Origin of the sequence: Azospirillum sp. CT11-132 (genome assembly GCF_047302835.1) — a bacterium.
In the GTDB taxonomy this organism is placed as follows: domain Bacteria; phylum Pseudomonadota; class Alphaproteobacteria; order Azospirillales; family Azospirillaceae; genus Azospirillum.
The window spans coordinates 349,342-373,271 of sequence record NZ_JBGLZA010000005.1; the positions used below are offsets into that span (position 1 = coordinate 349,342).

General features: G+C 66.0%; 20 protein-coding genes. 1 reads left to right on the forward strand and 19 read right to left on the reverse strand.

Going from position 1 to position 23,930, the window contains the following annotated elements:
- Window positions 1–6: 6 nt before the first annotated feature.
- The 3 genes from ACCD06_RS21275 to ACCD06_RS21285 all read right to left on the reverse strand — a co-directional run bounded on the left by ACCD06_RS21275 (window position 7) and on the right by ACCD06_RS21285 (window position 3,266).
- Window positions 7–1,227, reverse strand: coding sequence for an enolase C-terminal domain-like protein (locus ACCD06_RS21275; protein WP_413343322.1), 1,221 nt, complete (start codon window positions 1,225–1,227; stop codon window positions 7–9).
- Window positions 1,224–2,237, reverse strand: a complete 1,014-nt coding sequence (locus ACCD06_RS21280; RefSeq protein WP_413343324.1) for an NAD(P)-dependent oxidoreductase — start codon at window positions 2,235–2,237, stop codon at window positions 1,224–1,226. Before ACCD06_RS21280 ends, ACCD06_RS21275 begins: the two co-directional genes overlap by 4 nt.
- Before the next feature lie 138 nt (window positions 2,238–2,375).
- Window positions 2,376–3,266 carry a LysR family transcriptional regulator gene (locus ACCD06_RS21285; protein WP_109154279.1) on the reverse strand — a complete coding sequence of 297 codons (891 nt, stop codon included), beginning with the start codon at window positions 3,264–3,266 and terminating at the stop codon, window positions 2,376–2,378.
- Between the two features lie 331 nt (window positions 3,267–3,597).
- Between ACCD06_RS21285 and ACCD06_RS21290 the strand changes: the two genes are divergently transcribed.
- Window positions 3,598–5,193: a gamma-glutamyltransferase family protein gene (locus ACCD06_RS21290; RefSeq protein ID WP_413343326.1), complete on the forward strand. Its 1,596-nt coding sequence runs from the start codon at window positions 3,598–3,600 to the stop codon at window positions 5,191–5,193.
- A gap of 187 nt (window positions 5,194–5,380) precedes the next feature.
- Here the strand turns inward: ACCD06_RS21290 and ACCD06_RS21295 are convergent, their stop codons facing one another.
- The 16 genes from ACCD06_RS21295 to ACCD06_RS21370 form a co-directional block, all read right to left on the reverse strand.
- Window positions 5,381–7,132, reverse strand: a complete 1,752-nt coding sequence (locus ACCD06_RS21295; protein WP_413343328.1) for a nitric oxide reductase activation protein NorD — start codon at window positions 7,130–7,132, stop codon at window positions 5,381–5,383.
- A gap of 41 nt (window positions 7,133–7,173) precedes the next feature.
- Window positions 7,174–7,974 carry a CbbQ/NirQ/NorQ/GpvN family protein gene (locus ACCD06_RS21300; protein ID WP_413343330.1) on the reverse strand — a complete coding sequence of 267 codons (801 nt, stop codon included), beginning with the start codon at window positions 7,972–7,974 and terminating at the stop codon, window positions 7,174–7,176.
- 116 nt (window positions 7,975–8,090) lie between these two features.
- Window positions 8,091–9,131 (reverse strand): aliphatic amidase, encoded by a 1,041-nt coding sequence (locus ACCD06_RS21305; RefSeq protein ID WP_136702879.1) that lies wholly within the window; start codon window positions 9,129–9,131, stop codon window positions 8,091–8,093.
- 131 nt (window positions 9,132–9,262) lie between these two features.
- A complete protein-coding gene (urtE, locus tag ACCD06_RS21310; protein ID WP_413343332.1) occupies window positions 9,263–9,958 on the reverse strand; it encodes an urea ABC transporter ATP-binding subunit UrtE in 696 nt (231 codons plus the stop codon).
- Window positions 9,951–10,700 (reverse strand): urea ABC transporter ATP-binding protein UrtD, encoded by a 750-nt coding sequence (gene urtD / locus ACCD06_RS21315; RefSeq protein WP_136702877.1) that lies wholly within the window; start codon window positions 10,698–10,700, stop codon window positions 9,951–9,953. The genes urtE and urtD overlap by 8 nt, the downstream gene beginning before the upstream one ends.
- A 14-nt stretch (window positions 10,701–10,714) precedes the next feature.
- Complete coding sequence (gene urtC / locus ACCD06_RS21320; protein WP_136702876.1) at window positions 10,715–11,842, reverse strand: urea ABC transporter permease subunit UrtC; 1,128 nt, start codon at window positions 11,840–11,842, stop codon at window positions 10,715–10,717.
- A gap of 119 nt (window positions 11,843–11,961) precedes the next feature.
- Window positions 11,962–12,831 (reverse strand): urea ABC transporter permease subunit UrtB, encoded by an 870-nt coding sequence (gene urtB, locus ACCD06_RS21325; protein WP_413343335.1) that lies wholly within the window; start codon window positions 12,829–12,831, stop codon window positions 11,962–11,964.
- Window positions 12,832–12,887: 56 nt separating this feature from the next.
- Window positions 12,888–14,135, reverse strand: coding sequence for a transporter substrate-binding protein (locus ACCD06_RS21330; RefSeq protein ID WP_109075072.1), 1,248 nt, complete (start codon window positions 14,133–14,135; stop codon window positions 12,888–12,890).
- Between the two features lie 539 nt (window positions 14,136–14,674).
- Window positions 14,675–15,280, reverse strand: coding sequence for an ANTAR domain-containing response regulator (locus ACCD06_RS21335; protein ID WP_109075071.1), 606 nt, complete (start codon window positions 15,278–15,280; stop codon window positions 14,675–14,677).
- A 22-nt stretch (window positions 15,281–15,302) separates the two neighbouring features.
- Window positions 15,303–16,478 (reverse strand): transporter substrate-binding domain-containing protein, encoded by a 1,176-nt coding sequence (locus tag ACCD06_RS21340; protein WP_413343337.1) that lies wholly within the window; start codon window positions 16,476–16,478, stop codon window positions 15,303–15,305.
- A gap of 474 nt (window positions 16,479–16,952) precedes the next feature.
- Window positions 16,953–18,599, reverse strand: a complete 1,647-nt coding sequence (locus ACCD06_RS21345; protein WP_413343339.1) for a methyl-accepting chemotaxis protein — start codon at window positions 18,597–18,599, stop codon at window positions 16,953–16,955.
- A gap of 191 nt (window positions 18,600–18,790) precedes the next feature.
- Window positions 18,791–20,128, reverse strand: a complete 1,338-nt coding sequence (locus tag ACCD06_RS21350) for an MFS transporter (RefSeq protein ID WP_211103484.1) — start codon at window positions 20,126–20,128, stop codon at window positions 18,791–18,793.
- 279 nt (window positions 20,129–20,407) lie between these two features.
- Window positions 20,408–21,040 carry an N-carbamoylsarcosine amidohydrolase gene (locus tag ACCD06_RS21355; protein WP_136702873.1) on the reverse strand — a complete coding sequence of 211 codons (633 nt, stop codon included), beginning with the start codon at window positions 21,038–21,040 and terminating at the stop codon, window positions 20,408–20,410.
- Window positions 21,041–21,051: 11 nt separating this feature from the next.
- Window positions 21,052–21,753 carry an Asp/Glu racemase gene (locus ACCD06_RS21360; RefSeq protein ID WP_211103526.1) on the reverse strand — a complete coding sequence of 234 codons (702 nt, stop codon included), beginning with the start codon at window positions 21,751–21,753 and terminating at the stop codon, window positions 21,052–21,054.
- A gap of 69 nt (window positions 21,754–21,822) precedes the next feature.
- Window positions 21,823–22,650, reverse strand: a complete 828-nt coding sequence (locus ACCD06_RS21365) for an alpha/beta fold hydrolase (protein WP_413343342.1) — start codon at window positions 22,648–22,650, stop codon at window positions 21,823–21,825.
- Entirely contained in the window at window positions 22,647–23,795 is a 1,149-nt protein-coding gene (locus ACCD06_RS21370; RefSeq protein WP_413343344.1) for an FAD-dependent monooxygenase, read from the reverse strand. Before ACCD06_RS21370 ends, ACCD06_RS21365 begins: the two co-directional genes overlap by 4 nt.
- Window positions 23,796–23,930: the final 135 nt, after the last annotated feature.

Consider the following 23,930-nt stretch of genomic DNA (forward strand, 5'->3'; position numbering starts at 1 on the left):
CGGCGCTTACCAATCGACGATGGTGCCGTCGTCGAGAATGGCCGAGGTCGTGTGCATCACCTCCGGCCTGAACGGGTGCTTCGCCGCTTCCGTCTCGTTCACCTCGATGCCGAAGCCGGGTGCGTCGGGCACCTCCCAATGGCTGCCGGTGCGGCGGATCGGGGTCTGCACCACGTCGTCGTACCAGGGCACCGCGCCGCTCATCTCCTCCTGGATGACGAAGTTCGGCGTGGAGATGTCGAAATGCAGGGCAGCAACGCCGGCCAGCGGACCGTTGGGATTGTGCGGGGCGATGCCGATCAGGTCGGCTTCCGCCAGCGCCGCGATCCGCTTGCCTTCAAGCAGGCCGCCGGTGTGGTTCAGGTCGGGCTGGGCGATATGGACCGCCTTCTGGGCGAAGACCGGCTGGAACTCCTTCAGCCCGACCAGCCGTTCGCCGGATGCGATCGGGCAGTCCGCCTGCTCGGCAATGCGGCGCAGCGCCTCGGTATCGCCGGGCTGGACCGGCTCCTCGCAGAACATCGGCCGATAGGGCTCCAGTTCGCGGATGTAGCTCATGGCGGCGGCGATGGAGCCGGGGCGACCGTGGAAGTCGATCATGATGTCGACGCCGTCGCCCACCGTGTCGCGCAGCGCCTGCATCATCTTGCCGACATGGCGCTGGGCCGGAATCGGCGCGCTGTGGGCGCCATAGGGAATGAACACGACCTTGAGCGCGTCGTAGCCCTTCTCGGTCACCGCCGCGGCCCGTTCCTTCAGCGAGCCGACGTCGAAGGTCTCGTAGACCGACTTCATCTCGCCAAGGCCGAGATGGGTGTAGACGCGCACGCGGTCGCGAACTTTGCCGCCGAGCAGGCGCCAGACCGGCAGGCCGACGCTCTTGCCGAAGATGTCCCAGAGCGCGTGCTCGATGCCGCTGATCGCCGTCACGCCGACCATGCCCAGCTTGTAATAGCTGAACTTGTTCATCGCGCGGACGCACTGTTCGATGTCGCGCGGATCGCGTCCCAGCACGGTCGGTTCCAGATCCTCGACGGCGCCGGTGACCGCCCGCGTCTTCCAGTTCAGGCTGGCCTCGCCCCAGCCATACAGGCCGGGCTGGTTGGTCAGCACCTTCACGAAGATCCAGTTGCGCATCTCGGCGTTGACGACGAAGGTCTTCACGCCGGTGATCTTGATCGGCACGCCGGCGCTCCGGCGGGCGAGGTCCTCGGTGTCTCGGATCATGGAATGCTCGTGTTTTGGATGGCGGGAGGCGATACCGGAGCAGGTGCCCGCACCAGGTTCAGCAGCGGCTCGCCGGCCACCAGCCGGTCGATGTTTTGGGCAATGAACGCATAGCGGCGTTCGGGCAGCCGGCTCGTCCAGGCCGACGAATGCGGGGTGCAGACGGTGTTGGACAAGTCCTCAAAGCGGAAGCTGGCGGGCGCCACCTGGTCGTCGGCTCCTGCCGGATAGCCGTACCAGACATCGAGCACCGCACCGCCGACTGTCCGGCGCGACAGCACATCATAAAGCGCTTCCTCGTCGACGATGGGCGCGCGCGATATGTTGATCAATACGCCCGTCGGCTTCATGGCGGCGAGTTCGGCCGTCCCGATCAGCCCGCGGGTCTGATCGGTTAGCGGGCAGGCGATCACCAGGAAATCAGATTGCGCCAGCAAATCCGGCAAGCGTTCCGGCGGCAAGATCGCCTCGGTCAAGCCGTCGGTGTCGGTGGCGAACTGGTCGACCGCGAGGATGCGCATGCCGAAAGCCGCCGCCCGCCGGGCTATTGCACGCCCGATCCGGCCGAAGCCGATGAGGCCCAGTGTCAGGCCGTGGATCTCCCCGTGGGGCACCCGCGCCCGGTAGACATCGGACCATGTGTCCGTGGCGAAGGAGCTGCGCAGAGCGTCGGGGCGGATTTCCCAGTTCAACATCGCCGCCATGACGAACTCGGCGATGGGAATTTCATGCTCAAAGACGTTGCAGATGCTGGCGCCGGATGGCAGTGAAGCCATGTCGATGCCGTCCAGTCCGGCCCCTGGTACATGCAAAAGGCGAAATTCAGGTGCCGCTCTGCCGCCTCGGGAGAACCGCAAAGACACGACCACGTCGTCTGCGGTGATCGCGGAATCGAACTGGGACGAGTGGGCGGCTTCACGGGGAAGGGGTATGATGTCGCAGGGAGTCGTCAGGAAAGCGGCCAGCTTGTCCTTGTGATTGGCAGCCTCCCCAATCATGAAGACTTTCATTGGCTTTATCCTCCGTTGCACGAACGATAGAGCCAACGAATTGAGTAGGTCCAACTTTTAAAAGTGATTGATTGATAAGAAATAGTTTTCACCGGCTGGTGTTTGCGCCGTCGGTGATTGGGGTGAAAGGCCGACCGTTCAGGAGACCAGTTCGCCCACCGCGGTCGCGACGTCCAGAAATGTCTGAATGGCGGGAGAGGTGTCGTCGCTCTGGTAGGCAACCCCGAGCGTCAGGTGGGGTGCCGGCCCGTCGAGCGGACGATAGACCACCCCGGGCCGTGCGAATTGCTGAAGATCGGAGGCGATGAGGCCGATTCCGAAATCCGCTGCGGCCAGCGCGATGATCGATTGCGCCGGGGAGGCTTCGAGAATCAACTCCGGGCTGAATCCCGCCTGCTGGCACAGGCTGATGATCTCATCGTAGAGGCGTGGGCCGATCACGCGCGGAAAGATGATGAAACGTTGCCTGGAGAGATCATCCAGCCGCAGGCGCGGCCGTTCGGCCAATGGGTTGCGGTCCGACAGCACGACATTGAAGCGCATGCGCGCGATCGGGTGTGACGACAGCGACTGATCGTCGAGCGGGGGATGGAAGATGCCGACATCAATCGCTCCGGCCCTCAAGGCTTCTTCCTGCTCTGACGTCGTCATGACATGGACGTTCACGCCGAAATTGGGCAATGCCATGCGGAACCGGTGCATGATCTCGGGGAAGACGATGTAGAGCGCCGGTGCGGTCATACCGACCGACAATTGCCCGATTTCGCCGCGATCCGTTTGACGCGCGAGCTGCGCGGCACGTTCCATCTGATTCAAAATCTTCCGGGCTTCGCCCAGGAAAGTCTCGCCGGCCCTCGTCAGGGAAACGCGCCGCTTGTTGCGGTGGATCAGCTGAACCTGCAGCTCTTCCTCCAGCTGGCGCAATTGCTGGCTGAGGGCAGGCTGCGTGATGTGGCACCGCGCGGCGGCACGGTGAAAATGCAGCTCTTCGCAGAGCGCGACAAAAAACTGGAGCCTGCGACGATCCATGATGCGGAGATAAGATCATCCAGCCGAAGCTGTAAAGGCAGGATGATCGGCCCGGCCGTCTGGCGATGTTCGGCTTGCAGGTCAGTGCGATGTTTGCGCTTTGATGATCTCAACAAGGAAACATGTTGATAAGTGCGGGAATTGTAGAGTTCCAGTTGTGCGCTACTCAAAACATGACCCTGATACGAGAGGAGAGTGCCGGCCGCCGATCCCCTTTCAGATCTTCTTGCCCAGGTGGGATTTGGTATACCATATCGATGGCGCGGTGGATGATACCCTCGCATCCGGCCCTTCACCGCGAAAGACCAACATCGGGGAGCCGACGGAGACCATGCGCAACTTCGAAGAACCCGGCCGTTCGCTCGCCATGGGCCGCAACGGCATGGCCGCCACCTCGCACCCGGCGGCAACCCTGACGGCGGTCGAGATCCTCAAGGCCGGCGGCACCGCGATCGATGCCGCCGTGGCGGCCTGCGCGGTCCAGAGTGTGGTCGAAGCCGGATCGACCGGGATCGGCGGCGACTGCTTCGCCATGGTCGCTCCGCTGGGCGGGACCGACATCCGCGCCTACAACGGCTCCGGCCGCACCCCGGCGGCGTTGACGCTGGAGCGCTTGCGGGCGGCGGGCGTCACTGCGATCGACCGCCACTCTCCCCACGCGGTCACGGTGCCGGGCGCGGTGGATGCCTGGACGCGGCTGGTCGCCGACCATGGCCGCCTGCCTCTGAGCGAGGTCTTCGCCCCGGCCATTGCCATGGCGCGCGAGGGCTACGTCATCACGCCACGGGTCTCACACGACCTCGCCCAGCAAACCGATCTGCTGCGCCGGGATCCGACCGCCACCGCCACCTTCCTGGTGGACGGAGAAGCCCCCACGGCCGGCACCGTCCAGACCCAGCCGCTGCTGGCCGACACGCTGGAGGCAATCGGGCGCGAGGGACCGGACGCCTTCTACCGCGGCGCCATAGCCAACGACATGGCGGAGTCCCTGCGGGCGGCGGGCGGCTTTCACAGCCTGGAGGATTTCGCTGGGGCCAAGGGTGAGTACGTGACGCCGATCAGCACCGACTATCGCGGCCGCACCATCCATGAATGCCCGCCGAACGGACAGGGCATCATCGCCCTGATGATTCTGAACATCCTCAAGCGCTTCCGGCGGTCCGGCGATCCGCTCGACCCCGACAGCCTGCATGTGGAGATCGAGGCGACGCGGCTCGCCTATGCCGCGCGCGACGCCTTCCTGGCCGATCCGGCGCAAACCGGACTGTCGATGGTGGAGCATCTGCTGTCCGATGCGCTGGCCGACCAGCTGGCCGCCCGGATCGATCCCGCCCGCGCGCTGGAGATCGGTGGGGTGTTCGACAGCGTCGAGCACAAGGACACGGTCTACATCGCCGTGGTCGATAAGCACCGGACGGCAGTCAGCTTCATCAGCTCGAACTTCCATCCCTATGGCAGCGGACTGATGGCGCCCCGCACCGGGGTGCTGTTCCACAACCGGGGCCAGAGCTTCTCCCTTGTTGACGGGCATCCCAACATGGTGGCACCGCGCAAGCGGCCGATGCACACCATCATTCCGGGGATGGTCACCGAAAACGGGCGCGTCAGCCTGACCTTCGGCGTCATGGGCGGGCATTATCAGGCGATGGGCCATGCTCACTTTCTATCGAAGCTGTTTGACCACGGCCTGGACATCCAAAGCGCCATCGACCTGCCGCGCCTCTTCCCCCTGCCCGGCACCCGCACCGTAGAAGCGGAGACGGCAATCCGCACCAAGGCGGGGGCGGAGTTGGCCCGCCGCGGCTTCACCGTGACGGCACCCAACTCGGCCATCGGCGGTGCCCAGGCCATCGGCATTGATTGGGAGCATGGAACCCTATTGGGCGGCTCTGACCACCGGAAGGACGGGTGCGCGCTGGGGCATTAACAGGTCACCACCACGCGCGTCGCGTCGAAGGACCGTGGTCGCCGCACCACGGCCCTTCGAGGTGTTGTCGGGTTGGCATGGGCCGCTCCGGCATGGCAGGTTGCCGAACATGAGCACGGCCTCCAAGCCCTATCGCGGTTTCCGCTTTCCGGCCGGGATCATCAGCGAAGCGGTGTGGCCGATTAAATCATGTCGATAGCCGCAGGTAGAAAGTCGGCAGCACCTCCGGCAGCTTTTCGGCGCGGTCGATCACCATGACGTTGCGCGCCCCGAACATTCGGGTCAGGTAATCGCGGCCCTGCGGATCGAGCCCGATCACGAAGCAGTCGATCCCCCGCGACGCCAGCCCCAGCACGGCACGGCGGGCGTCGTCCAGCAGATAGCGGCGGTCGGCGACGTCGATGTCCGACGGTTCGCCGTCGGTCACCACCAGCAGCAGGCGGCGATGGGTCAATTGCTGCTCCAGCAGCCGTCCGGCATGGCGCAGAGCGGTGCCCAGCCGGGTGGACAGGCCGGCCTTTAATCCAGCCAGCCGCCCCTTGGCCGCGGCATCGTAGGGTTGGCGGAAGGCCTTGATCCGGTAATAGCTGACGTCCTGCCGCCCGTTGGAACGAAAGGCATGGATGGCGAAAGGGTCGCCCAGCTCGTCCAGCGCCTGGGCGAACAGGGTCGCGGCCTCCCGCTCCACCGACAGCACGCTGCGTCCGCCTCCGGCGATCGGATCATCGGTCGAGGCGGAGACGTCGAGCAGCAGCAGGACCGACAGGTCGCGGTTGCGGCGGACCAACACTTCGTGCACCCGCGGATCGGGAGCCTCGCCGCGGCGGTGGCTGACCATCGCGTCGATGCAGGCGTCCAGATCCATGCGGTCGCCCTCCGGCTGACGGCGCAGGCGCACCGGCCGGCTGACCTTGGCCGAGCGGACCAGCGCGGTCAGCCGGTCGGCGGTCGCCTGATGACGTTCGACGATGCGGGCGATGGCGGCGGGGTCGCCGGTCTCGGTCCGGCGTTCGTTCAGCACGACCCAGTCGGGACGGTCGATGCCGACGCGGTAGTCCCATTCCGGGTAGCGCACCGGCGGGGCGGTGATCTCCTCCTCCCCCACCGCGCGGGCGGGAACATCGGTGGCGGACAATCTGGCCGGGGTAGCGCCCTCCCCCACCTGATCGTCCGGGCGGCCGTGGTCGCGCTCCTCCTGCTCGGTGCGGAAGGCCTCGAACACCGTTTCGGCATCGCTGGGCGGGGTCGGCGGCGCCTCTCCATGGTCCCACAGGCCGAGATTGTCGTCGCGGTAGGCAGGCTCGACGACGTAATCCTTGGAATTGAACTGCACCCGCATCTGGCCGAGGTCATTGCCCAGCAGCCCGCCGATCCGGCGGCTTACCGCCGGGCTGTCCCACTCGGACTCCGCCGCGAAGAACAGGCGCTTGCCCTTGGCGACCCAGGCGTCGTCGTCGCGGTAGTCGGGGTCGATCAACGCACGGGCCAGCCGCGCCATCAAAGCGGGCGCGGTGCCGGCGCCATTCGGCTCGGCGACGTGGAAGGGCCGCCAGACCCGCAGCAGGCCGGGATGCTCGCGCATCGCCAGATGCTCGACCCGCGCATCCTCGATCAGCGAGACCAGCGCCAGCTGCATCGGCTTCAGCCCGGCGGCCGGGAAGCGCGGACCGGTGAAGCGCAGATGCGCCCCGGCATGAACCAGGGCGGCGCGGAACAGTGCGCCGGAGCGGCGGCCATCGACGCCACGGAAGGTTCCGGGCATCCAGATCAGCCCGTCCGACAGGCTGACCCGCCGCGGCGGGTTGCCGGCGGCATCCGGCTTGGCATGGCGGATCGGCACCCGCAACCGCCACAGGGCGACCAGATAGGCGACCAGCCGGCGCTCGACGGAGGAGAAGGCGGTGTCTGCGGGAGATTGGCGCGACTGGTCGTCGGGCATTTGGGCTCCGGTCCTCTTTCCTCTCCCTGAAGAGGGATGGGTCAGGCAATTGCCGCGGACACGGCGGCGGAGAAGGCGTCCCGCACGTCGGCATCGTCGGTGATCGGCAGCACCAGCGCGATCCGGCAGGCAGTCTCCAGCGCGATCCCCTGCGCCACCAGCCGGCCGGCATGGATCAGCATGCGGGTGGAAACCCCCTCCTGCAGTCCATGGCCCTTCAAATTGCGCGAACTTGCGGCGATGCGGACCAGCAAGGCCGCGGTGTCGGGGGCGACGCCCGATTCATGGGCGACGATCTCCGCCTCCACCGCGGCGCCGGGATAGCCGAATTCGATGGCGGCGAAGCGCTGCTTGGTCGATTCCTTCAGATCCTTCAGGACGCTCTGGTAGCCGGGGTTGTAGGAGATCACCAACTGGAAGTCCGGATGCGCCTGGACCAGCTCGTTGCGCTTTTCCAACGGCAGGATGCGGCGGGCGTCGGTCAGCGGGTGGATGACGACGGTGGTGTCCTGGCGGGCTTCGACGATCTCGTCGAGATAGCAGATGGCGCCGTGCCGCACCGCCTGGGTCAGCGGCCCGTCGTGCCAGACGGTGCCCCCAGGGTCGAGCAGGAAGCGCCCGACCAGATCCGACGCGGTCATGTCCTCGTGGCAGGCCACCGTCACCAGCGGCCGGCGAAGCCGCCACGCCATATGCTCGATGAAGCGTGTCTTGCCGCAGCCGGTGGGACCCTTCAGCATCATCGGCATGCGCGCCGCATAGGCGGCCTCGAACAGCGCCACCTCCCCGGCGACGGGCCGGTAATAGGGCTCCTCCAGAATCCGGTGTGCGTCCAGCGCCATCGGCGCGTCTCCTTGTGAATGGTCTCGGTCCGGAGAGATGCGGCGGGCGTCCCCTGGCACCTGCCGCGCCGTCCGCCGAATCCTCCGGGAGATTCGGCGGCCGGGGTCTCGGTCCTTCAGCGATGCAGTGCGGTCTCCGGGTTGGGGATGCCGTCGATCGGGCATTCCTCGGTCCCGACGGCGCCGCGGGTCATCGCCTCGACGCGGGCGCGGGTCCCTTCCGGATCGTTGATCCAGTCATGGTAGAAGCTGTAGGCGCAGGCCGCCTCGCCCTTGGAATCCTCGCCGGAGTTGATCTTGCCGGTGTAGCCGCGGTGGACCAGCTTGAAGAGGTGGTTCTGCGACTGCATGTTCTTGCGCGCGTCGCGGATCAGCGAGGTGGAGAGCTGGGCGTACTGGATGCCGTTCTCCTCGGTGCCGCACTCGCCCAGCGTCCGGCCGTCGAAGCCGATGATGGCGGAATGGCCGAAGTAGGAATAGACCCCGTCGAAGCCGGCGGCGTTCGCCACCGCGACATAGGTGTTGTTGGCCCAGGCCATTGCCTTGGACATGATGACCTGCTGCTCCTTGGCCGGATACATATAGCCCTGGCAGCGGATGATCAGTTCGGCGCCCTTCATGGCGCAGTCGCGCCAGATCTCCGGATAGTTGCCGTCGTCGCAGATGATCAGGCTGATCTTCAACCCCTTCGGTCCTTCGGTGACGAAGGTGCAGTTGCCGGGATACCATCCCTCGATCGGCACCCAGGGCATGATCTTGCGGTACTTCTGGACGATCTCACCCTTGTCGTTCATCAGGATCAGCGTGTTGTAGGGGGCCTTGTGCGGATGCTCCTCATGCCGCTCGCCGGTCAGGGAGAAGACGCCCCAGACCTTGGCCTTGCGGCAGGCGTCGGCGAAAATCTCGGTCTCGTCGCCGGGAACCGACGAGGCGGTCTCGTACATCTCCTTGGAATCGTACATGATCCCGTGGGTCGAATATTCCGGGAAGATCACCAGATCCATGCCCGGCAGGCCGACCTTCATGCCCTGGACCATCTCCGCGATCTTGCGGGCGTTGTCGAGGACTTCGGCCTTGGTGTGCAGGCGCGGCATCTTGTAGTTCACGACCGCGACGCCGACGGTGTCCTTGCTGCTGGAAATATCGCCGTGCAACATGGTGCGTTTCCTTCTTCGTCTGTGGATGCTTGGTCTGTCGATGGACAAGGAGAGGGCGTCCCGTCCCGGTGCGAGGCGGGACGGCGAACCCCTTGTTTCGGGGTTGGCGGGAATGGGACCGGAACTGCGGCCTAAACGGCCATGTGCCGGTGCACCAGATCGTCGGTCAGGCTTTCCGTCAGCCCGCGGGCGGCGACCCGCCCCTTGTCGAGCATCAGGAAATGGTCGGAGGCCTGCCGGGCGAACGTCACGTTCTGTTCGACCAGCACGACGGTGATGCCGTACTGGCGGTTCAGGGTCATGATCACGTTTTGGATCTGTTCGACGATGTTGGGCTGGATACCCTCGGTCGGTTCATCCAGCAGCAGGACCTGCGGATTTGCCGCCAGCGCCCGCGCGATCGCCAGCTGCTGCTGTTGCCCGCCGGACAGGTCACCGCCCTTTCGATTCAGGTTGTCCCGCAGATAGGGGAACATCTCGAACACCAGGGGCGGGATCTCGCGCTTGCCGTCCGGACGGGCGAAGGTGCCCATCAGGATGTTCTCGCGGATGGTGAATTTGCCGATGATGCCGCGCCCCTGCGGGACGTAGCCGATTCCGAGGCCGGCGCGGCGGTGGGTCGGCTCGCTCCGGATGTCGCTGCCACCCAGCCCGATCCAGCCGGTGACCCGGTCGGTCAGCCCCATGACGGTCCGCATCAGCGTGGTCTTCCCAACCCCGTTGCGGCCCAGCACGCTGAGCAGGCTGCCTTTGGGCACTGCGAAGCTGACGTTCTGCAACACCGGGCTGCTGCCGTAGAAGGAATAGACGTCGGTCATGTCAAGCATGGGAGATGCCCCCGCTTCCAAGATAGGCCTCGCGCACCTTGGGATCGTTCTCCACATGCCGGATCGATCCTTCGGACAGGCGCTTGCCCTGGTGCAGAACGGTGATGGTCTCAGCGATCTCGCGGACGAAGCCCATGTCGTGCTCGACCACGATCAGCGTGTGCCGGCCGCGCAGCCGCTGGAAGATGCGCGAGGTCTTGCCGGTCTCCTGGATGGTCATGCCGGCGGTCGGCTCGTCCATCAGGATCAGGGCGCTGTCCTGGACCAGCAGCATGGCGATCTCCAGCCATTGCGTCTGGCCATGCGACAGGAAGGCCGCCCTGGTGTCCAGCTCGTCGGCCAGTTCGACGATCTCCAGCACCTCGGCGATGCGCCGGTTGAGGCGGAGGCCGGGGAACAGGCGGATGGTCCGTGCCGGGCTGGGGAGCCGGGAGTGCGCCACCTCCAGATTTTCGCGCACCGTCAGCTCCTTGAACACGCTGGGCACCTGGAACTTGCGGCCCACCCCATGGCGGGCGCGCCGATATTCCGGCGCATGGGTGATGTCCTGACCATCGAGCAGAATGCGCCCTCCTGTCGGCTGGGTGCGGCCGCAGATCAGGTCCAGGGTGGTGGACTTGCCGGCCCCGTTGGCGCCCAGCAGGCAGCGCAACTCGCCGCGCTCGACCGCCAGATCCAGGCCATTGACCGCCTTGAAGCCGTCGAAGCTGACTTCCAGCCCGTGGAGTTCGAGATAGGCCATGTCGGTCGTCTCCTTCAGCTCAGCTTGCGGCGGGCGTGCGGCGCATCGGCAAGGGCGGAGGCGGGCGCGGGCCGGGCCGGGCGGGTCAGGCGGTCCGACAGGATGCCGATCAGGCTCGACAACCCATTGGGCAGGAAGACCACCACCAGGATGAACATGCCGCCGAGGATGAGCTGCCAGGTGTCGAGGAAGCTCTCGGACAGGCTGCCCTGCATGAAGTTGACCAGGATGGCGCCGATGGCGGCCCCCAGCAGCGAGCCGCGCCCGCCGACCGCCGCCCAGATCACCATCGACAGGCTGAGCGGCACCCCCATGAAGGTGGGCGAGGCGAATTCCAGCACCATGGCGTAGAGCATGCCCGCCACCCCGGCCATGCCCGCCGACACCGCGAAGGCCAGCGACTGGTAGGCGGCGACGTCGTAGCCGAAGAAGCGCACCCGGTCGGCGTCGTTGCGAATGGCCTGGAGGATCAGCCCGGCCTTGCTGCGGGTGAAGGCGAGGCCGAGCAGCAGGCACAGCGACAGTGCCCCGGCGGACAGATAGTAGAAGGCCGGGCTGTAGGGATCGAAGGTGATGCTGCCGACCTCCAGCCACGCCAGATCGGTGATGCCGTTGAAGCCGCCGGTGTAGGCCTGCTGGTCGATGAACAGCAGGTTGACCACCGCCAGCATGGCGAGCGTGATGATGGCGACATAGACCCCGGCGATCCGGGCCCGGAACATGAAGGATCCCAGCAGCAGCGCCACCACCACCGGGGCCAGGATGCCGGCCAGCACCGCGAACAGGCTGGAATGGAAGGGCTGCCAGAACCAGGGCAGGTGATCGAGGTTGTTCCACACCATGAAGTCCGGCAGGCCGGCCGACCCGGTGTGGACCGGGCTGGTCTTCAGCTTCAGATGCATGGCGATGGCATAGGCGCCGATGCCGAAGCTGACCCCCTGCCCCAGATTGAGGATGCCGGCATAGCCCCAACTCAAGGCCAGCGCGGCAGCGGCGAGGCCGAGCGCCAGATAGCGGGCGAACTTGTTCAGCAGAAAGGCGTCGGTGACGAAGCTGGGAACCGCCAGGATGACGGCGCAGAACAGGAGATAGACTGCGAACTGCGCATACGGCTTGCTGCGCGACAGGGTCGATTTCGACATAAGCGGGCTCCGGGCGACGGGACTGACCGGGGGACTGGCCCCGTTACGGAGTTCTGGTTGGCGGAGGTTGGAAGGTTGGTCGTCGGGGAACTGGACACTGGTCATTGACTTGGTCCCCCTCACCGGCGCCGCTGATCGACGAACAGACCCTGCGGACGGAAGCGGATCAGGACCACCACCGCCAGGAAGACCAGCGCCTTGGCCAGCGTGTCGTTCAGCAGGAAGGCGATGCCCGCGGTGCCGCTGCCGAGCAGGCCGGAACTGACCACCGTGCCGATCAGGCTGCCGACGCCGCCGACCACCACCACCATGAAGGCATCGACCACGAAGTTGGTGCCCATGTCCGGCGCCACGCTCTTGATCGGCGCCACCAGCGCCCCGGCCAGCCCGGCAAGGCCCGAGCCGAAGGCGAAGGTCAGGCTGTAGATCCTGGCGCTGTTGATGCCGTAGCAACTGGCGATCTCGCGGTTCTGGGTGACGGCGCGCAGCTTCATGCCGAACTCGGTCCGCTGGATGAGGAACCAGGTCAGCGCCAGCAGGGCGGCGGTCAGCGCCAGGATGAACAGGCGGTAGCTGGGGACGCCAACCCCGGCGATGTCGATGCTGCCGGACAGGAACTCCGGCGTCTGGACATAGCGCAGCTCGGCCCCGGCGGACAGGCGCACCGCCTGTTGCAGCATGATGCCGATGCCCCAGGTCGCCAGGATGGTGTCGAGCGGCCGGTGGTAGAGGAAGCGGACCACCGTGCTCTCGACCACCCAGCCGGCCGCCGCCACCATGAAGAACACCAGCAGCAGGCAGGGGATCAGCGGCAGACCGAACTGCGACTGGAGGAACCAGGTGCCATAGGCGCCGAGCATGACGAACTCGCCATGGGCGAGATTGATGACCCCCATCGCGCCGTAGATGATCGCAAGCCCGAGCGCCACCAGCAGCAGGATCGAAGCGATGCTGAGCCCGGTGAAGAGTTGACCGAAGAAAATATCCATAAGCCCCTCCGACGGGGAGAGCGTCGGGCGACGCCCTCCCCTGCCCGTTCTATTGCTCACGCACCCTTCAGACCGTCCTTGGTGCAGCTCTGGCCCGGATAGGCCCAATAGGGTTCCGGCTTCACCCAATCCGACGATTGCTGGATGACCTTGAACTGGCCGTCGGCCTGGGCCTGGCCGATCTTCGGCCACAGGTAGCAGTGCAGGTTGTCGCCATCGACCTTCACCTTGCCCTGCGGCGCCATGATCTCCAGGCCCGCCGTAGCGTCGCGGACGGCGATGGGGGTGATGTCGCCCTTGCCGATCTTCTCGACCGCCTTGCGGAACAGGTGCATCTGGAAATACGCCGCCTCCGATACGAAGTGCGTCACCGAATCCTTGCCGAAGCGCTTCTGGTAATTCTCGACGAAGACCTCGTTCTCCTTGGACTGGTGGCCCATGAAGTACGGGGCGGAGGTGAAGTGGCCGGCGGCGTACTCGCCGCCCATCGCCGCGATCTCCACCTCCGACGTGGTCAGGCTGGCCATCGGCATCTTGTCCGGGTTGAAGCCCGCCGCCTTGTACTGCTTGTGGAGCGCGATCACGCTGTCGCCGACCACGGTGGAGAAGATCACGTCCGGCTTGGTCTCGCGGAACTTGTTCAGCACCGAGCCGAACTCCGAATGGCCGAGCGGCACATATTCCTCGCCGACCACCTCGCCGCCCAGCTCCTTCAGCAGGATCTTGCAGACGTTGTTCTCTTCCTTGGGATAGATGTAGTTGGAGCCGATCAGATAGAACTTCTTGCCGAAAGTCTTGACCAGCCAGGGGATGAACTCCTTCTGCTGCTGGTTGGGCACCGCCCCGGTGTACATGACGTTCTTCGAGCACTCGCGGCCCTCATAGAGCGTCGGATACCAGTAGAGGTTCTTGCGCTTCTCGAAGACCGGCAGCACCGCCTTGCGCGAGGCGGAGGTGTAGGAGCCGAAGACGCTGACGCACTTGTCGTTCAGCACCAGCTTGTTGGCCTTGTCGGCGAAGGTGGCGGGGTCGGAGGCCGGGTCCTCGACGACCGCGGTCAGCTTCATCCCGTTGATGCCGCCGGCGGCGTTGATCTCGTCGATGGCCATCAGGGTGGCGTTGTGCATCGACTTCTCGACGACCGCGGTGGTGCCGGTCAGCGAGAAGAGGACGCCGACCTTGATCTCGCCGTTCGCCGCCCAGGCGACGCCGCTGTCCTTTATCCAGATGTGCGGAAAGCCGACCGATCCGGCCAATCCGGCGACAGCCGTCGATTTCAGAAAATTACGCCGTGTGAAGGTCATGACGTGTTTCCTCCTCGTTTGCCTGTTCTTGCTGGTTCTTCGGCACAGACAGGAGAGCGCACAAAAAAAGCCCCACCCAGGCCGGCGGCCTGCTGGGGCTTCATTGCCTCGGCGCAACTCCCGGCGTCATCGGCGGGGGTGTGCCTGGTGCGGTCTCAAGGTGTGTAGGCTGATTTTAAAATATTCAACGAATGGTGGCGTCGATTGTCCAGTATTGTTCCGGCCGACCCCGAATGGATCGGACGCCGGGTAAAAGGAACCGTTGCGCGACAAGAGGGTTGCCGCGTCGGTCCATAAGGATTGAACGGTCGGACTTATCCCTGCACAAACCTGCCCATCGGCCTCCCTCGCATCTGTGGTGCCGGAGTGCGCGTCGGTACATTAGGTTCAAACACAAAAAAACCCCAGCAAGGCTTTCACACCTTCAGGGGCTTCATCGCCTGCCCGTCGATCCGACATCATTGGCGGACGCGAGCGATTTGCTTCACTTGCTTAGTAAGATGCACATCCCACCGCCTTATCGTCAATATCAAAAATGATCAGCGAGTCGGATTTTCCGCCATCAGCATTTCGCTGGCGTCGATGATCGCGGCGGCGACCGCCTCGATGGTCGTCCGCCGGGCCATGGCGCGTTCGCGGATGAAGCGGTAGGCCTCCTCCTCGGTGATGCGCCGCTGCTCGATCAGGATCGCCTTGGCCTTGCTCACCTTCTTGATGCCGTCCAGCCGCTGCTCGACCTTCTGGAGGCGCTTGCGCATGCCGCGCTCGCCCTCCGCGGCACGGTGGGCCATGAACATGGTGGTCAGCAGGCCGAAGGCGCGGATCGGCTTGCTGACGAAGCCGCGCACCCCGTAATCGACCAGGGCCTTCAGCACGGTCGGGCTCTCATAATCGAGCACGGCGACGATCGGCGGTCCTTCGTCGGCGGTGGACCAGGACAGCCGACCCTGCCCCGACAGCAGCCGGGTCATGTCGAGGAAGATCAGATCGACACCGCTGGGGCGGTCCTTGGGCGGCGGCCATTCGGCTCTGGCCTGACAGCCGATGCGGTGGAGCTGGCGCAACAGCTCCTCCGCCTCGGCGTCCTGCGGGTGGATGACCACGACGCGAAAGGAACGGATGTCGCGGAGCAGGTTGATCGACATGCGGCGTTTGCCCCGTTTGCAGTCAGACCGTGGCCTGCCGCCGCCAGCGGATGTCCGCCTCGCCGGCAACGTTATGATCCACCAGATAGGGATCGGGCTTCATCGCCACCAGCGACTCAGCGACGATCTCGAACCGGCCATCCGCATCGACCCGGCCGACGCGTGGCCACAGGTAGGTGTGGTTGTTGTCGGGATCGATCCGCACCCGCCCCTGGGGCGCATCGAACTCCTGCCCGAAGATGGCGTCGCGCAGCCGGTCGGTGTCCATGCAGTTGGCGATGCGCAGAGCCTGGGCGAACAGGTGGACCTGGAAATAGGCGGCCTCGCACGATGCGTTGGTCCGCTCGTGCTCCCCGAACCGCTCGCGGTAGCGGGCGACGAAACGGCGGTTCGCCTCGCTGTCGATGGAATCGAAATAGGGGGCGGCGGTGACGTGCCCGCGCGAGGCGGCGACGCCGATGTCGCTGATTTCCGCCTCGCTGGTGGTCAGGCTGGCAATCGGCATCCGCGCCGGATCGAACCCAGCCTCGGCATAGGCGTGGTAGAGGTGGGCGGTGGCGGCGCCGACCACCGTGGAAAAGATGAAGTCCGGCTCCTTGCGCCGGATGTCGCGGATGACCGGGGCGAACGCCTTCTGCGTCGCATTCAGCGGCAGGTACTTCTCGGCGAGGATCTTGCCCGACCGCTGGAGCACCAGCTCCCGCATGATCCGGCTGGATTCATAGGGATAGATGTAGTCCGACCCCACCATGTAGACGCGGCTGCCATATTCCCGCGTCAGATAGTCGGCCAGTTGCCGGCCGTTCTGGTTGGGGGCGGCGCCGGTGTAGATGACGTTGCGCGAGCATTCGAACCCCTCATAGAGGGTCGAATAGAGCAGCAGCCCGTTGCGCCGCTCCACCACCGGCAGGATCGCCTTACGCGTGCTCGACATATAGCAGCCGAACAGGACGCTGACCCGCTCCTCGGTCATCAGCCGCTCGGCGAGAGCCGCGAACACCGCCGGATCGGATTGCGGATCCTGGACGATCGGCAGGATCTCCCGGCCGTTGACCCCGCCGCCGGCATTGATCTCCTCGATCGCCATCAGCGTGCCCTGGAGCTGGGTGCGTTCGATTCCCGCCGTGACCCCGGTCTGCGAGAACAGCACGCCGACTCTCCACGGTTCACCGCTCTTGGGGGTACAATCCATCTGCATCCACCTCTTCGTCGCACTCACGCCGCAACCCGCGCCCAGACCAACCGGCGGCTATCCGGTTGAAAATAAAACAAAAAAAGCCCCAATCAGGGCTGTCGGCCCGGATTGGAGCGCCATTGCTCCGGCCCGCTCCATCACGTCGGAACCCCGCTGAAACCCAGCCGCGGCCCCCTGGCGTGACGTCGGACAGATATGGACTTGCATACTATGACAAGGACGGATTGTTTGGCGACTCCTGTTTTACGCCGGTCTGCGGGTTCCGGGAGCGACGGCCGCCCGTCAGGGTGACAGGCGACGCGTTGGGCGGCCTCAGCAGGACGGAGTCGACACCCATCCAGCGGCAGAGCACCGGACAGGTGCCGGCATAGGCGACGATGGTGCGAAGTGCGGCATCACCGTCATGGCAAAGGGCGATGCCGCTCGCGGGCGGGCTTTCGTCGACGTCGTGCTGTCCCCGCCCGCTGAGGCCTCCGATCAGGCGGCGCGGACGGTCGACAGGAAGTCCTCGACCTCGCTGCGCAGCCTGACCGTCTCGCGGACCAGACCGCTGGAGGCGGACAGCACGCCCGACGCGGCGCTGCCGGTCTGGCCGACGGTCTGGGCGACCCCGGCGATGTTGCTGTTGACCTCCGCCGTGTGGCGGGCGGCCTGCTGGATGTTGGCGCCGATGTCCTTGGTGGCGGCGCTCTGCTGCTCCACCGCCGAAGCGATGGCGGTGGCGATGTCGCTGACCGAGGTGATGGTGCTGCCGATGCCCTGCACCGCCGTCACCGTATTCCCGGTGAATTGCTGGATTTCCTGCACCTTGGCCTGGATGTCTTCGGTGGCCTTGGCGGTCTGGTTGGCCAGCGCCTTGACCTCCGAGGCGACGACGGCGAAGCCCTTGCCGTGCTCGCCGGCGCGGGCTGCCTCGATGGTGGCGTTCAGCGCCAGCAGGTTGGTCTGGCCGGCGATGGCGTTGATCAGTTCCACCACCTGTCCGATCTCCTGGGCGGCGGACGCCAGGCTCTGGATCATGCCGTCGATCTTCGTGGCTTCATCCACCGCACGGCCGGCGACGCTGGTCGACATGGTCACCTGACGGCCGATCTCGGCGATGGAGGCGAACAGTTCCTCCGTCGCGGCGGCGACGGTGTTGACGTTGCTGCTGGCCTGTTCGGAGGCCTGCGACACCGCCTGCGCCTGGGTGCCGGAGCGGTCGGCGGCGGTGGCCATGCCGGAGGCGGTTTTCTCCATCTCATGCGCCGCGGCGGCGACGGCGGCAACCATCCCCATCACGCGGGCCTCGAACTGGGCGGCCATGCCGAGCAGGGCGGCGCGGCGTTCGGCCTCGGTGCGATCCTTCTGCGCTTCGGCTTCCGCCTGGAGACGGCGGACTTCCAGCCCGTTGCGCTTGAACTCCTCCAGCGCGCGGGCAAGCGTGCCGACCTCGTCGCTGCGGTCCTGGTGGTTGATCGCGACGGACAGGTCGCCGGTGGAAATGCGGTTGGTGGCCTGGGTCAGCTGCAGGATCGGCGTGGTGATGCGCCGGCCGATCCACACGGCAAGGCCGAGGCTGACCGCCGCCAGCACCGCGATCACCGCGGCGATGTTCAGCATGGTCTGCAGGCGCGCGGCGGCCACCGTGTCGAGATAGACACCGGAGCTGACCACCCAGCCCCAGCCCTTGGTCAGCTTGGAATAGGCGGATTTCTCCACCGGATCGCTGGAGCCGGGCTTGGGGAAAGAGAAGGAGGAATAGCCGCCGCCGGATTCGGCCGCCTTGATCTCGTCGCGCACGAACAGCCGGCCGCTCTTGTCGGTGCTGTCCCACATCGCCTTGCCTTCGACCTGCGGGTTCAGGTGGGCCAGGATGTTGCCCTTGCGGTCGAGGATCAGCGCATATTCCGATCCGTCGTAGCGGGCCGACCGCGCGATGTCGAGCGCCAGCTTCTGCGCGTCGGCGACCGGCAGCTCGCCGGAGGCGGCCCGCTGCTCGAACCGTTCGATGATGGAGGTCACCATCTCCACCGCGACGCGGGCGCGGGCTTGGCGCTCCTCCATCATCACGGTGCCGAGCGTCCTGGCGGTCATGGCCCCGGCGCCGACCAGCGCCAGGACGGTGATCAGGGGCAGCAGCAACAGGCGCCCCCGGATACCACGCAATGCGGAAATCATGTCTCTCTCGTCCCTCGGCGTCTGGCGTCTTGCTGGATAGGCCTTGTCGGAACGGCCGAGCCGGCGCCCCACCCGCTGGTGAGACGCCGGCCGGGCCGACTGCAAGATTATTTCATTCAGACTTTCACATATGGTTTACGCGCTACACCATTTGGTCAGCGGTTCACCACTTTCGGCGGCAGGGCGTAGACCAGCAGAGCGCCGATCAACAAGCAGCCGGAGAAGAACCACAGGGCGGCGTTGCTGCTGCCGGTCAGGTCGATGACGATGCCGATCAGCGAGTTGCTGACCAGCCCGGCGATGCTGGCGAGCGAGATCGCCATGGCGAAGCCGGTGGCCGCCGCCGTGCCCTTCAGGAAGGTGGCCGGCAGGCTGAAATAGGCCGGAAGCGGACCCAGCACGCCGACCGACGCGATGGTGAACAGCGCCACGGTGGCGACGAGGTTCTCGGCGAAGAAGGTGCTGGCCGCCATGGCGGCCGAGGCGGCCAGGAAGGGGACGATGATGTGCCAGCGCCGCTCGCGCATCCGGTCGGAACTGGCGCCGATCAGCAGGATGCCGATCACGGCCAGGATGTTGGGGATCATCGTCAAGAGGCCGATGTGGAACGGGTCGACCACGCCGGTCTTGCGGATGAAGGTGGGCAGCCAGAAGCCGATGGCGTAGGCGGTCAGCAGGATGGCGAAATCGATGCCGCCCAGCATCCAAACCTTCAGGTTCAGCAGTCCTTCCTTAAAGCTGTGGCCGGCATGCTTGGCTTCCGAATCGTCGCCATGCAGGTCGGCGGCAATCCGGGCCTTCTCATCGCCCGACAGCCACTTGGCATCGCGGAAGGAGTTGGGCAGCGCCACGAAGGTCAGGAAGCCGAGAAGCACGCTGGGGATCGATTCCAGCAGGAACAGCCACTGCCAGCCGCGCAGGCCCTGGACATGGTCGAAATGGCTCATGATCCAGCCCGACAGCGGGCCGCCGATCACGCTGGACAGCGGCAGGCCGATGACGAACAGCGCCATGATACGGCCGCGGCGATAGGTCGGGAACCACAGCGTCAGGTAATAGAGCACGCCCGGCAGGAAGCCGGCCTCGGCCGCGCCCAGCAGGAAGCGGACGATGTAGAACTGCGTCGGGGTGGAGACCAGCATGGTGGCGGCCGACAACAGGCCCCAGGTGATCATGATGCGGGCGATCCACAGCCGCGCGCCGACCTTGGTCAGCACGAGGTTGCTCGGCACCTCGAACAGGATGTAGCCGACGAAGAACAGACCGGCGCCCAGACCATAGGCCGCCTCGCTGAACTGGAGGTCGCCCATCATCTGCAGCTTGGCGAAGCCGATGTTGATGCGATCGAGATAGGCCGCCAGATAGCAGAAGCAGAGGAAGGGAATGAGTCGCCAGGTGATCTTCTTGTAGAGCTCATCCGCATCGACGGACTGCGCCGCGCCCAAAGCTGCATTGGGTGCGGCATTCGCTGTTGTCGTCTGGGCATAAGACATGCTGTCTGTCTCCTTACGCTGATCGCGTTGTGAACCCGTCCTGTTTTTGCATGCCGGCGCCGCCTGTCTCGGGTGCGGCGCCGGGTGTCGGTCCCGGTTTTCTTTTTATTGGTCCTGAACTGCTCATCCCCCTCTCCCCCCGGGGAGAGGGTCGGGGTGAGGGGGATGCATTGCGTGGATCCTCTATGGCACGGAGGTGCGCGACTCTTGAGGATCCTCGCCGCGCGCCCCCCTCACCCTAACCCTCTCCCTGGGGGGAGAGGGGATGTCCCCGCACCCTCACCGGCCGAACCGGTCGAGCACCTCCTGCTTGTTCACCACATCGCCGTATTTGCTGTCGATGTCGAACAGGTTGGCTTCGTGCGGGCCATCGTGGCGGTCGCCGACGCACTCGCGCACGACGATGGTGCGAAAGCCGTGTTGGACCGCGTCGACGGCCGTCGCGCGGATGCAGCCGCTGGTCGAGCAGCCGGTCAGCACCACCGTGTCGACGCCCATCGCATGCAGCATCGGGGCGAGGCTGGTGCCGAAGAAGGCGCTGGCATACTGCTTGGAGATCACCACCTCGTCGGGTCGCGGCGTAACCTCCGGGCAGAAGGCGGCGAGCGGGTTGCCCTCCACCATGTCCTTCATCACCGGGGCCTTGCGCACCCACATGCCGCCATCGGCGAAATGGCCGGGATGGTAGCGGATGTTGGTGTGGACGACCGGCACGCCATGGCGGCGGGCGGCGTCCAGCAATTCCACCGTCTCCGCCACCGCGCTCACCACGCCGGGGGCGTAGAGCGGCGCGCCTTCGGTGGTGTAGCCCTGCATGAAGTCGATCACAAGCAGGGCCGGCCGCTCGCCGAAGCCGATCCGGTTGCCCCAGACGCCCTTGTAATTGTCGGATGCGCTCTGCCCGTCGGTCATGTGGTCGCTCCTCAGTAGGCGCCGGACAGCAGGGCGCCGGCGCCGGGCACGACCGGCTCCAGCTTCAGCGCCTTCAGCATGGCGTAGGTCGTGGCGATGGCGGCGGTCAGCACCGGCTTGCCGGTTTCCGCCTCCACCCGCGGCACCACCGGCAGCGACGGCATCTGCACGCAGGCGGACAGGACGACCACGTCCACCCCGTCCAGGTTCATGCCGCGCACGATGTCCGGCAGGTTGTTGGGGTCGTGGCGGGCGACGTCGAGATTGTCGGGGATCTCCAGCGCGCGCCAGTCCTGCACCTCGAAGCCTTCGGCGCGGATGTAATCCACCACCAGCTCGGTCAGCGGGCGCATGTAGGGGGCGACGATGGCGATGCGCTTGGCGCCCATCACCTTCAGCCCGTCGACCAGGGCGCCGGCGCTGGTGACCACCGGGGCCGGCGCGTCGTTCTCCAGCGTCTTGCGGGCAAGCCGCGCCTCGGAATCGCGATGATAGCCCAGGCCCATCGACATGATGGCGACGAGGCAGGCATAGCCCAGCACATCGACGCGGGCGTCCGACAACTCGACGGCGCAGCGGTCGGACTCGGCGTCCATCGCCGCCAGCTCTTCCTTCTTGACCGTCTTCATCCGCATGCGGGCGGAATGGAAGGTGAAGCGTTCGGGGCGGATCGCCTGACGCGCGGTCAGCATGGCCGGGATTTCCGTTTCCATGGTGACGTTGGAGCTGGGGACGATCTGGCCGATGCGGTACAGCGAAGGCATGGGATTGGTTCCTGTGTGTCAGGCGAGCGGATGATCGAGGCTGTCGCCGAAGGCGGCGAAGAAGCCGTCGAGATCGTCCCAGGGGATCATGTGCCCGGCGTTGGGGACGCGGGCGATGCGGATGGCGGGCTGGAGGCGGGCGATCTCCTCCTCGTCTTCCGGCTGGATGACGCCGCCGCGGCCGGCGACGATCAGCAGCGCCGGGACCGGCAGCTTCGGCAGGTCGGCATGGATGTCGTCCTGGTGGAAGCCCTCATAGGCCCGGACGATGGCCGGCTCGTAGCAGGTGTGCAGCCATTCCGCGCGCAGCCGCAGCTGCTCCTCCGTCCAGGTCGGGCAGAAGGCGCGCATGGCGTCGGCATCCATGCCCTTCAAGGATTGGCGGATCGAATCGACGTACCAGGGCAGGCCGCTGGGATAGGACCGGCGGCCGGGGCCGGAGACCGGCGGGTCGATCAGCACCAGCTGGCGCAGGCCCTTCGCATTTCCGCGCACCGAGGCGCGGATGGCGAAGCGGGCGCCCATGGAATGGCCGACCAGGACGTAATCGGTCAGGCCGAGCGCGGCGACGAAGGCGTTCACGTCGTCGGCACAGGCATCGATGCCGTAATCCAGATGCGGACCGCTTTCCGACAGACCACGCCCGCGCACGTCCAGCACATAGGTGTCGAACTGCTGCCCGAAGCGCTCGGCGACGAAGCCCCAGGTGACGGCCGGGCTGGTGATACCGGGGATCAGCACGATGGCCGGGCGGCCGGCATGCCGCTCCCCGCAATAGCGCAGGTAATGCTGGCGGATGCCGTTGGCCTGGACGTTGGCGCCGTAGAGGAAGGTCGAGGCGGTCATGCCGCGATGCCTTCGCGCAGCGGCTGCTCATACACGTCGTAGCCGAAGACCCAGGCGGGATCCTCCTGATTGCGCAGGAAGGTGTTGGCGTTGGACACCGCCTGCACGCGCGTCGCGCGGTCCTTGCGGTTGGCCTCGTACAGGGCGAAGGCGGTGCGGTAGTCGGTCAGGCCGGTTTCGGAAAGGCAGCGGGTCAGCATCGCCGCATCCTCGATCGCCATGCCGGCGCCCTGCGCCATGTGCGGCTTCATCGGGTGGCAGGCATCGCCGAGCAGGACCAGCCGGCCGCGGCTCCACAGCGGCAGCGGGTTGCGGTTGCGCAGCGGCCATTTGGTGACCTCGTCCGTGCACTCGATCAGCGCCTGGACGGTCGGGTGATAGCCCTGGAACGCCTCGAACATCTCCTCACGGCTGCTGTCGACGAAGGCCTCCTGGAAGTCCCAGGCCGGATGCGGCACGCCCGTGACGTAGTAGTATTCGTCGCGCTTCCCGGTGGTGAAATAGACCATCATGTGACGGTCCTCGGTCCACCACTTGATGCAGTCCTCGAAGGTCAGGTCGTATTTGGCGAGCTGATCGCCGCGGATCAGGGCGCGGTGGGCGACCCAGCCGCTGTAGTTCGGCGCCTCGACGCCCAGCAGGGCCTCGCGGATGCGGGAGTTGATGCCGTCGGCACCGATGACGATGTCGGCGCGCGCCTCGGTCCCGTCGGCGAAGGTCAGGCGCACGTCGTCGCCGCTGTCGGTGATGGTTTCCAACCGCTTGTCGAACTGGACGGTGCCGGGGGCCAGCGTGTCCATCTGCAGCAGATGCATGTCGCCGCGGTGAACGGTGACATAGGCGGCGCCGTACTCACGCTTGGCGAAGTCACCCAAGGGAATGCGCGACAGGTAATCGCCGGTGAAGCCGTCGCGGCTGAACCAGAAGTCCGGCTTGGAGCCCATCGCCTCCAGCGGCTTTTCGATGCCAAGGCGGCGGAACACCTTCATCACGTTGGGACCGACATGAATCCCCGCGCCGAGCCGGGAGAATTCAGGCGCCTGTTCGTAGACATCCACCTGGAACCCGGCCTGCTGCAGGAGCCCGGCGGCGGCTGCTCCGCCCAGGCCGGCCCCGACGATAGCGATTCTCTGAGTCTTTCCCATGGATATGGCCCTTTGCTGACGTGGGGGTGTTCGGTCGGCGCCGCCGAAGGGCTCGCGACCGGATGCAAGGGTGCGGGAGGAGTGTCCGGGGGCTTCTCGCCCCGGCTCCGGCCGTCGACCGTTGCATTGAACTCG

Bases quoted from the DNA above. Each gene is read 5' to 3' on its own strand.
- ACCD06_RS21340 (WP_413343337.1), bottom strand. From the start codon at position 16,478: ATGCAGATGGATTGTACCCCCAAGAGCGGTGAACCGTGGAGAGTCGGC.
- ACCD06_RS21300 (WP_413343330.1), bottom strand. From the start codon at position 7,974: ATGGCGCTGGACGCACACCGGATTCTGGAGGAGCCCTATTACCGGCCC.
- ACCD06_RS21335 (WP_109075071.1), bottom strand. From the start codon at position 15,280: ATGTCGATCAACCTGCTCCGCGACATCCGTTCCTTTCGCGTCGTGGTC.
- ACCD06_RS21280 (WP_413343324.1), bottom strand. From the start codon at position 2,237: ATGAAAGTCTTCATGATTGGGGAGGCTGCCAATCACAAGGACAAGCTG.
- ACCD06_RS21355 (WP_136702873.1), bottom strand. From the start codon at position 21,040: ATGACCGACGGGCAGAGCGCATCCGACAATTACAAGGGCGTCTGGGGC.
- ACCD06_RS21295 (WP_413343328.1), bottom strand. From the start codon at position 7,132: ATGCCCGACGACCAGTCGCGCCAATCTCCCGCAGACACCGCCTTCTCC.
- ACCD06_RS21370 (WP_413343344.1), bottom strand. From the start codon at position 23,795: ATGGGAAAGACTCAGAGAATCGCTATCGTCGGGGCCGGCCTGGGCGGA.
- urtB (WP_413343335.1), bottom strand. From the start codon at position 12,831: ATGGATATTTTCTTCGGTCAACTCTTCACCGGGCTCAGCATCGCTTCG.
- ACCD06_RS21360 (WP_211103526.1), bottom strand. From the start codon at position 21,753: ATGGAAACGGAAATCCCGGCCATGCTGACCGCGCGTCAGGCGATCCGC.
- ACCD06_RS21275 (WP_413343322.1), bottom strand. From the start codon at position 1,227: ATGATCCGAGACACCGAGGACCTCGCCCGCCGGAGCGCCGGCGTGCCG.
- ACCD06_RS21330 (WP_109075072.1), bottom strand. From the start codon at position 14,135: ATGACCTTCACACGGCGTAATTTTCTGAAATCGACGGCTGTCGCCGGA.
- ACCD06_RS21365 (WP_413343342.1), bottom strand. From the start codon at position 22,650: ATGACCGCCTCGACCTTCCTCTACGGCGCCAACGTCCAGGCCAACGGC.
- ACCD06_RS21305 (WP_136702879.1), bottom strand. From the start codon at position 9,131: ATGTTGCACGGCGATATTTCCAGCAGCAAGGACACCGTCGGCGTCGCG.
- ACCD06_RS21350 (WP_211103484.1), bottom strand. From the start codon at position 20,128: ATGTCTTATGCCCAGACGACAACAGCGAATGCCGCACCCAATGCAGCT.
- urtC (WP_136702876.1), bottom strand. From the start codon at position 11,842: ATGTCGAAATCGACCCTGTCGCGCAGCAAGCCGTATGCGCAGTTCGCA.
- urtD (WP_136702877.1), bottom strand. From the start codon at position 10,700: ATGGCCTATCTCGAACTCCACGGGCTGGAAGTCAGCTTCGACGGCTTC.
- ACCD06_RS21290 (WP_413343326.1), top strand. From the start codon at position 3,598: ATGCGCAACTTCGAAGAACCCGGCCGTTCGCTCGCCATGGGCCGCAAC.
- urtE (WP_413343332.1), bottom strand. From the start codon at position 9,958: ATGCTTGACATGACCGACGTCTATTCCTTCTACGGCAGCAGCCCGGTG.
- ACCD06_RS21285 (WP_109154279.1), bottom strand. From the start codon at position 3,266: ATGGATCGTCGCAGGCTCCAGTTTTTTGTCGCGCTCTGCGAAGAGCTG.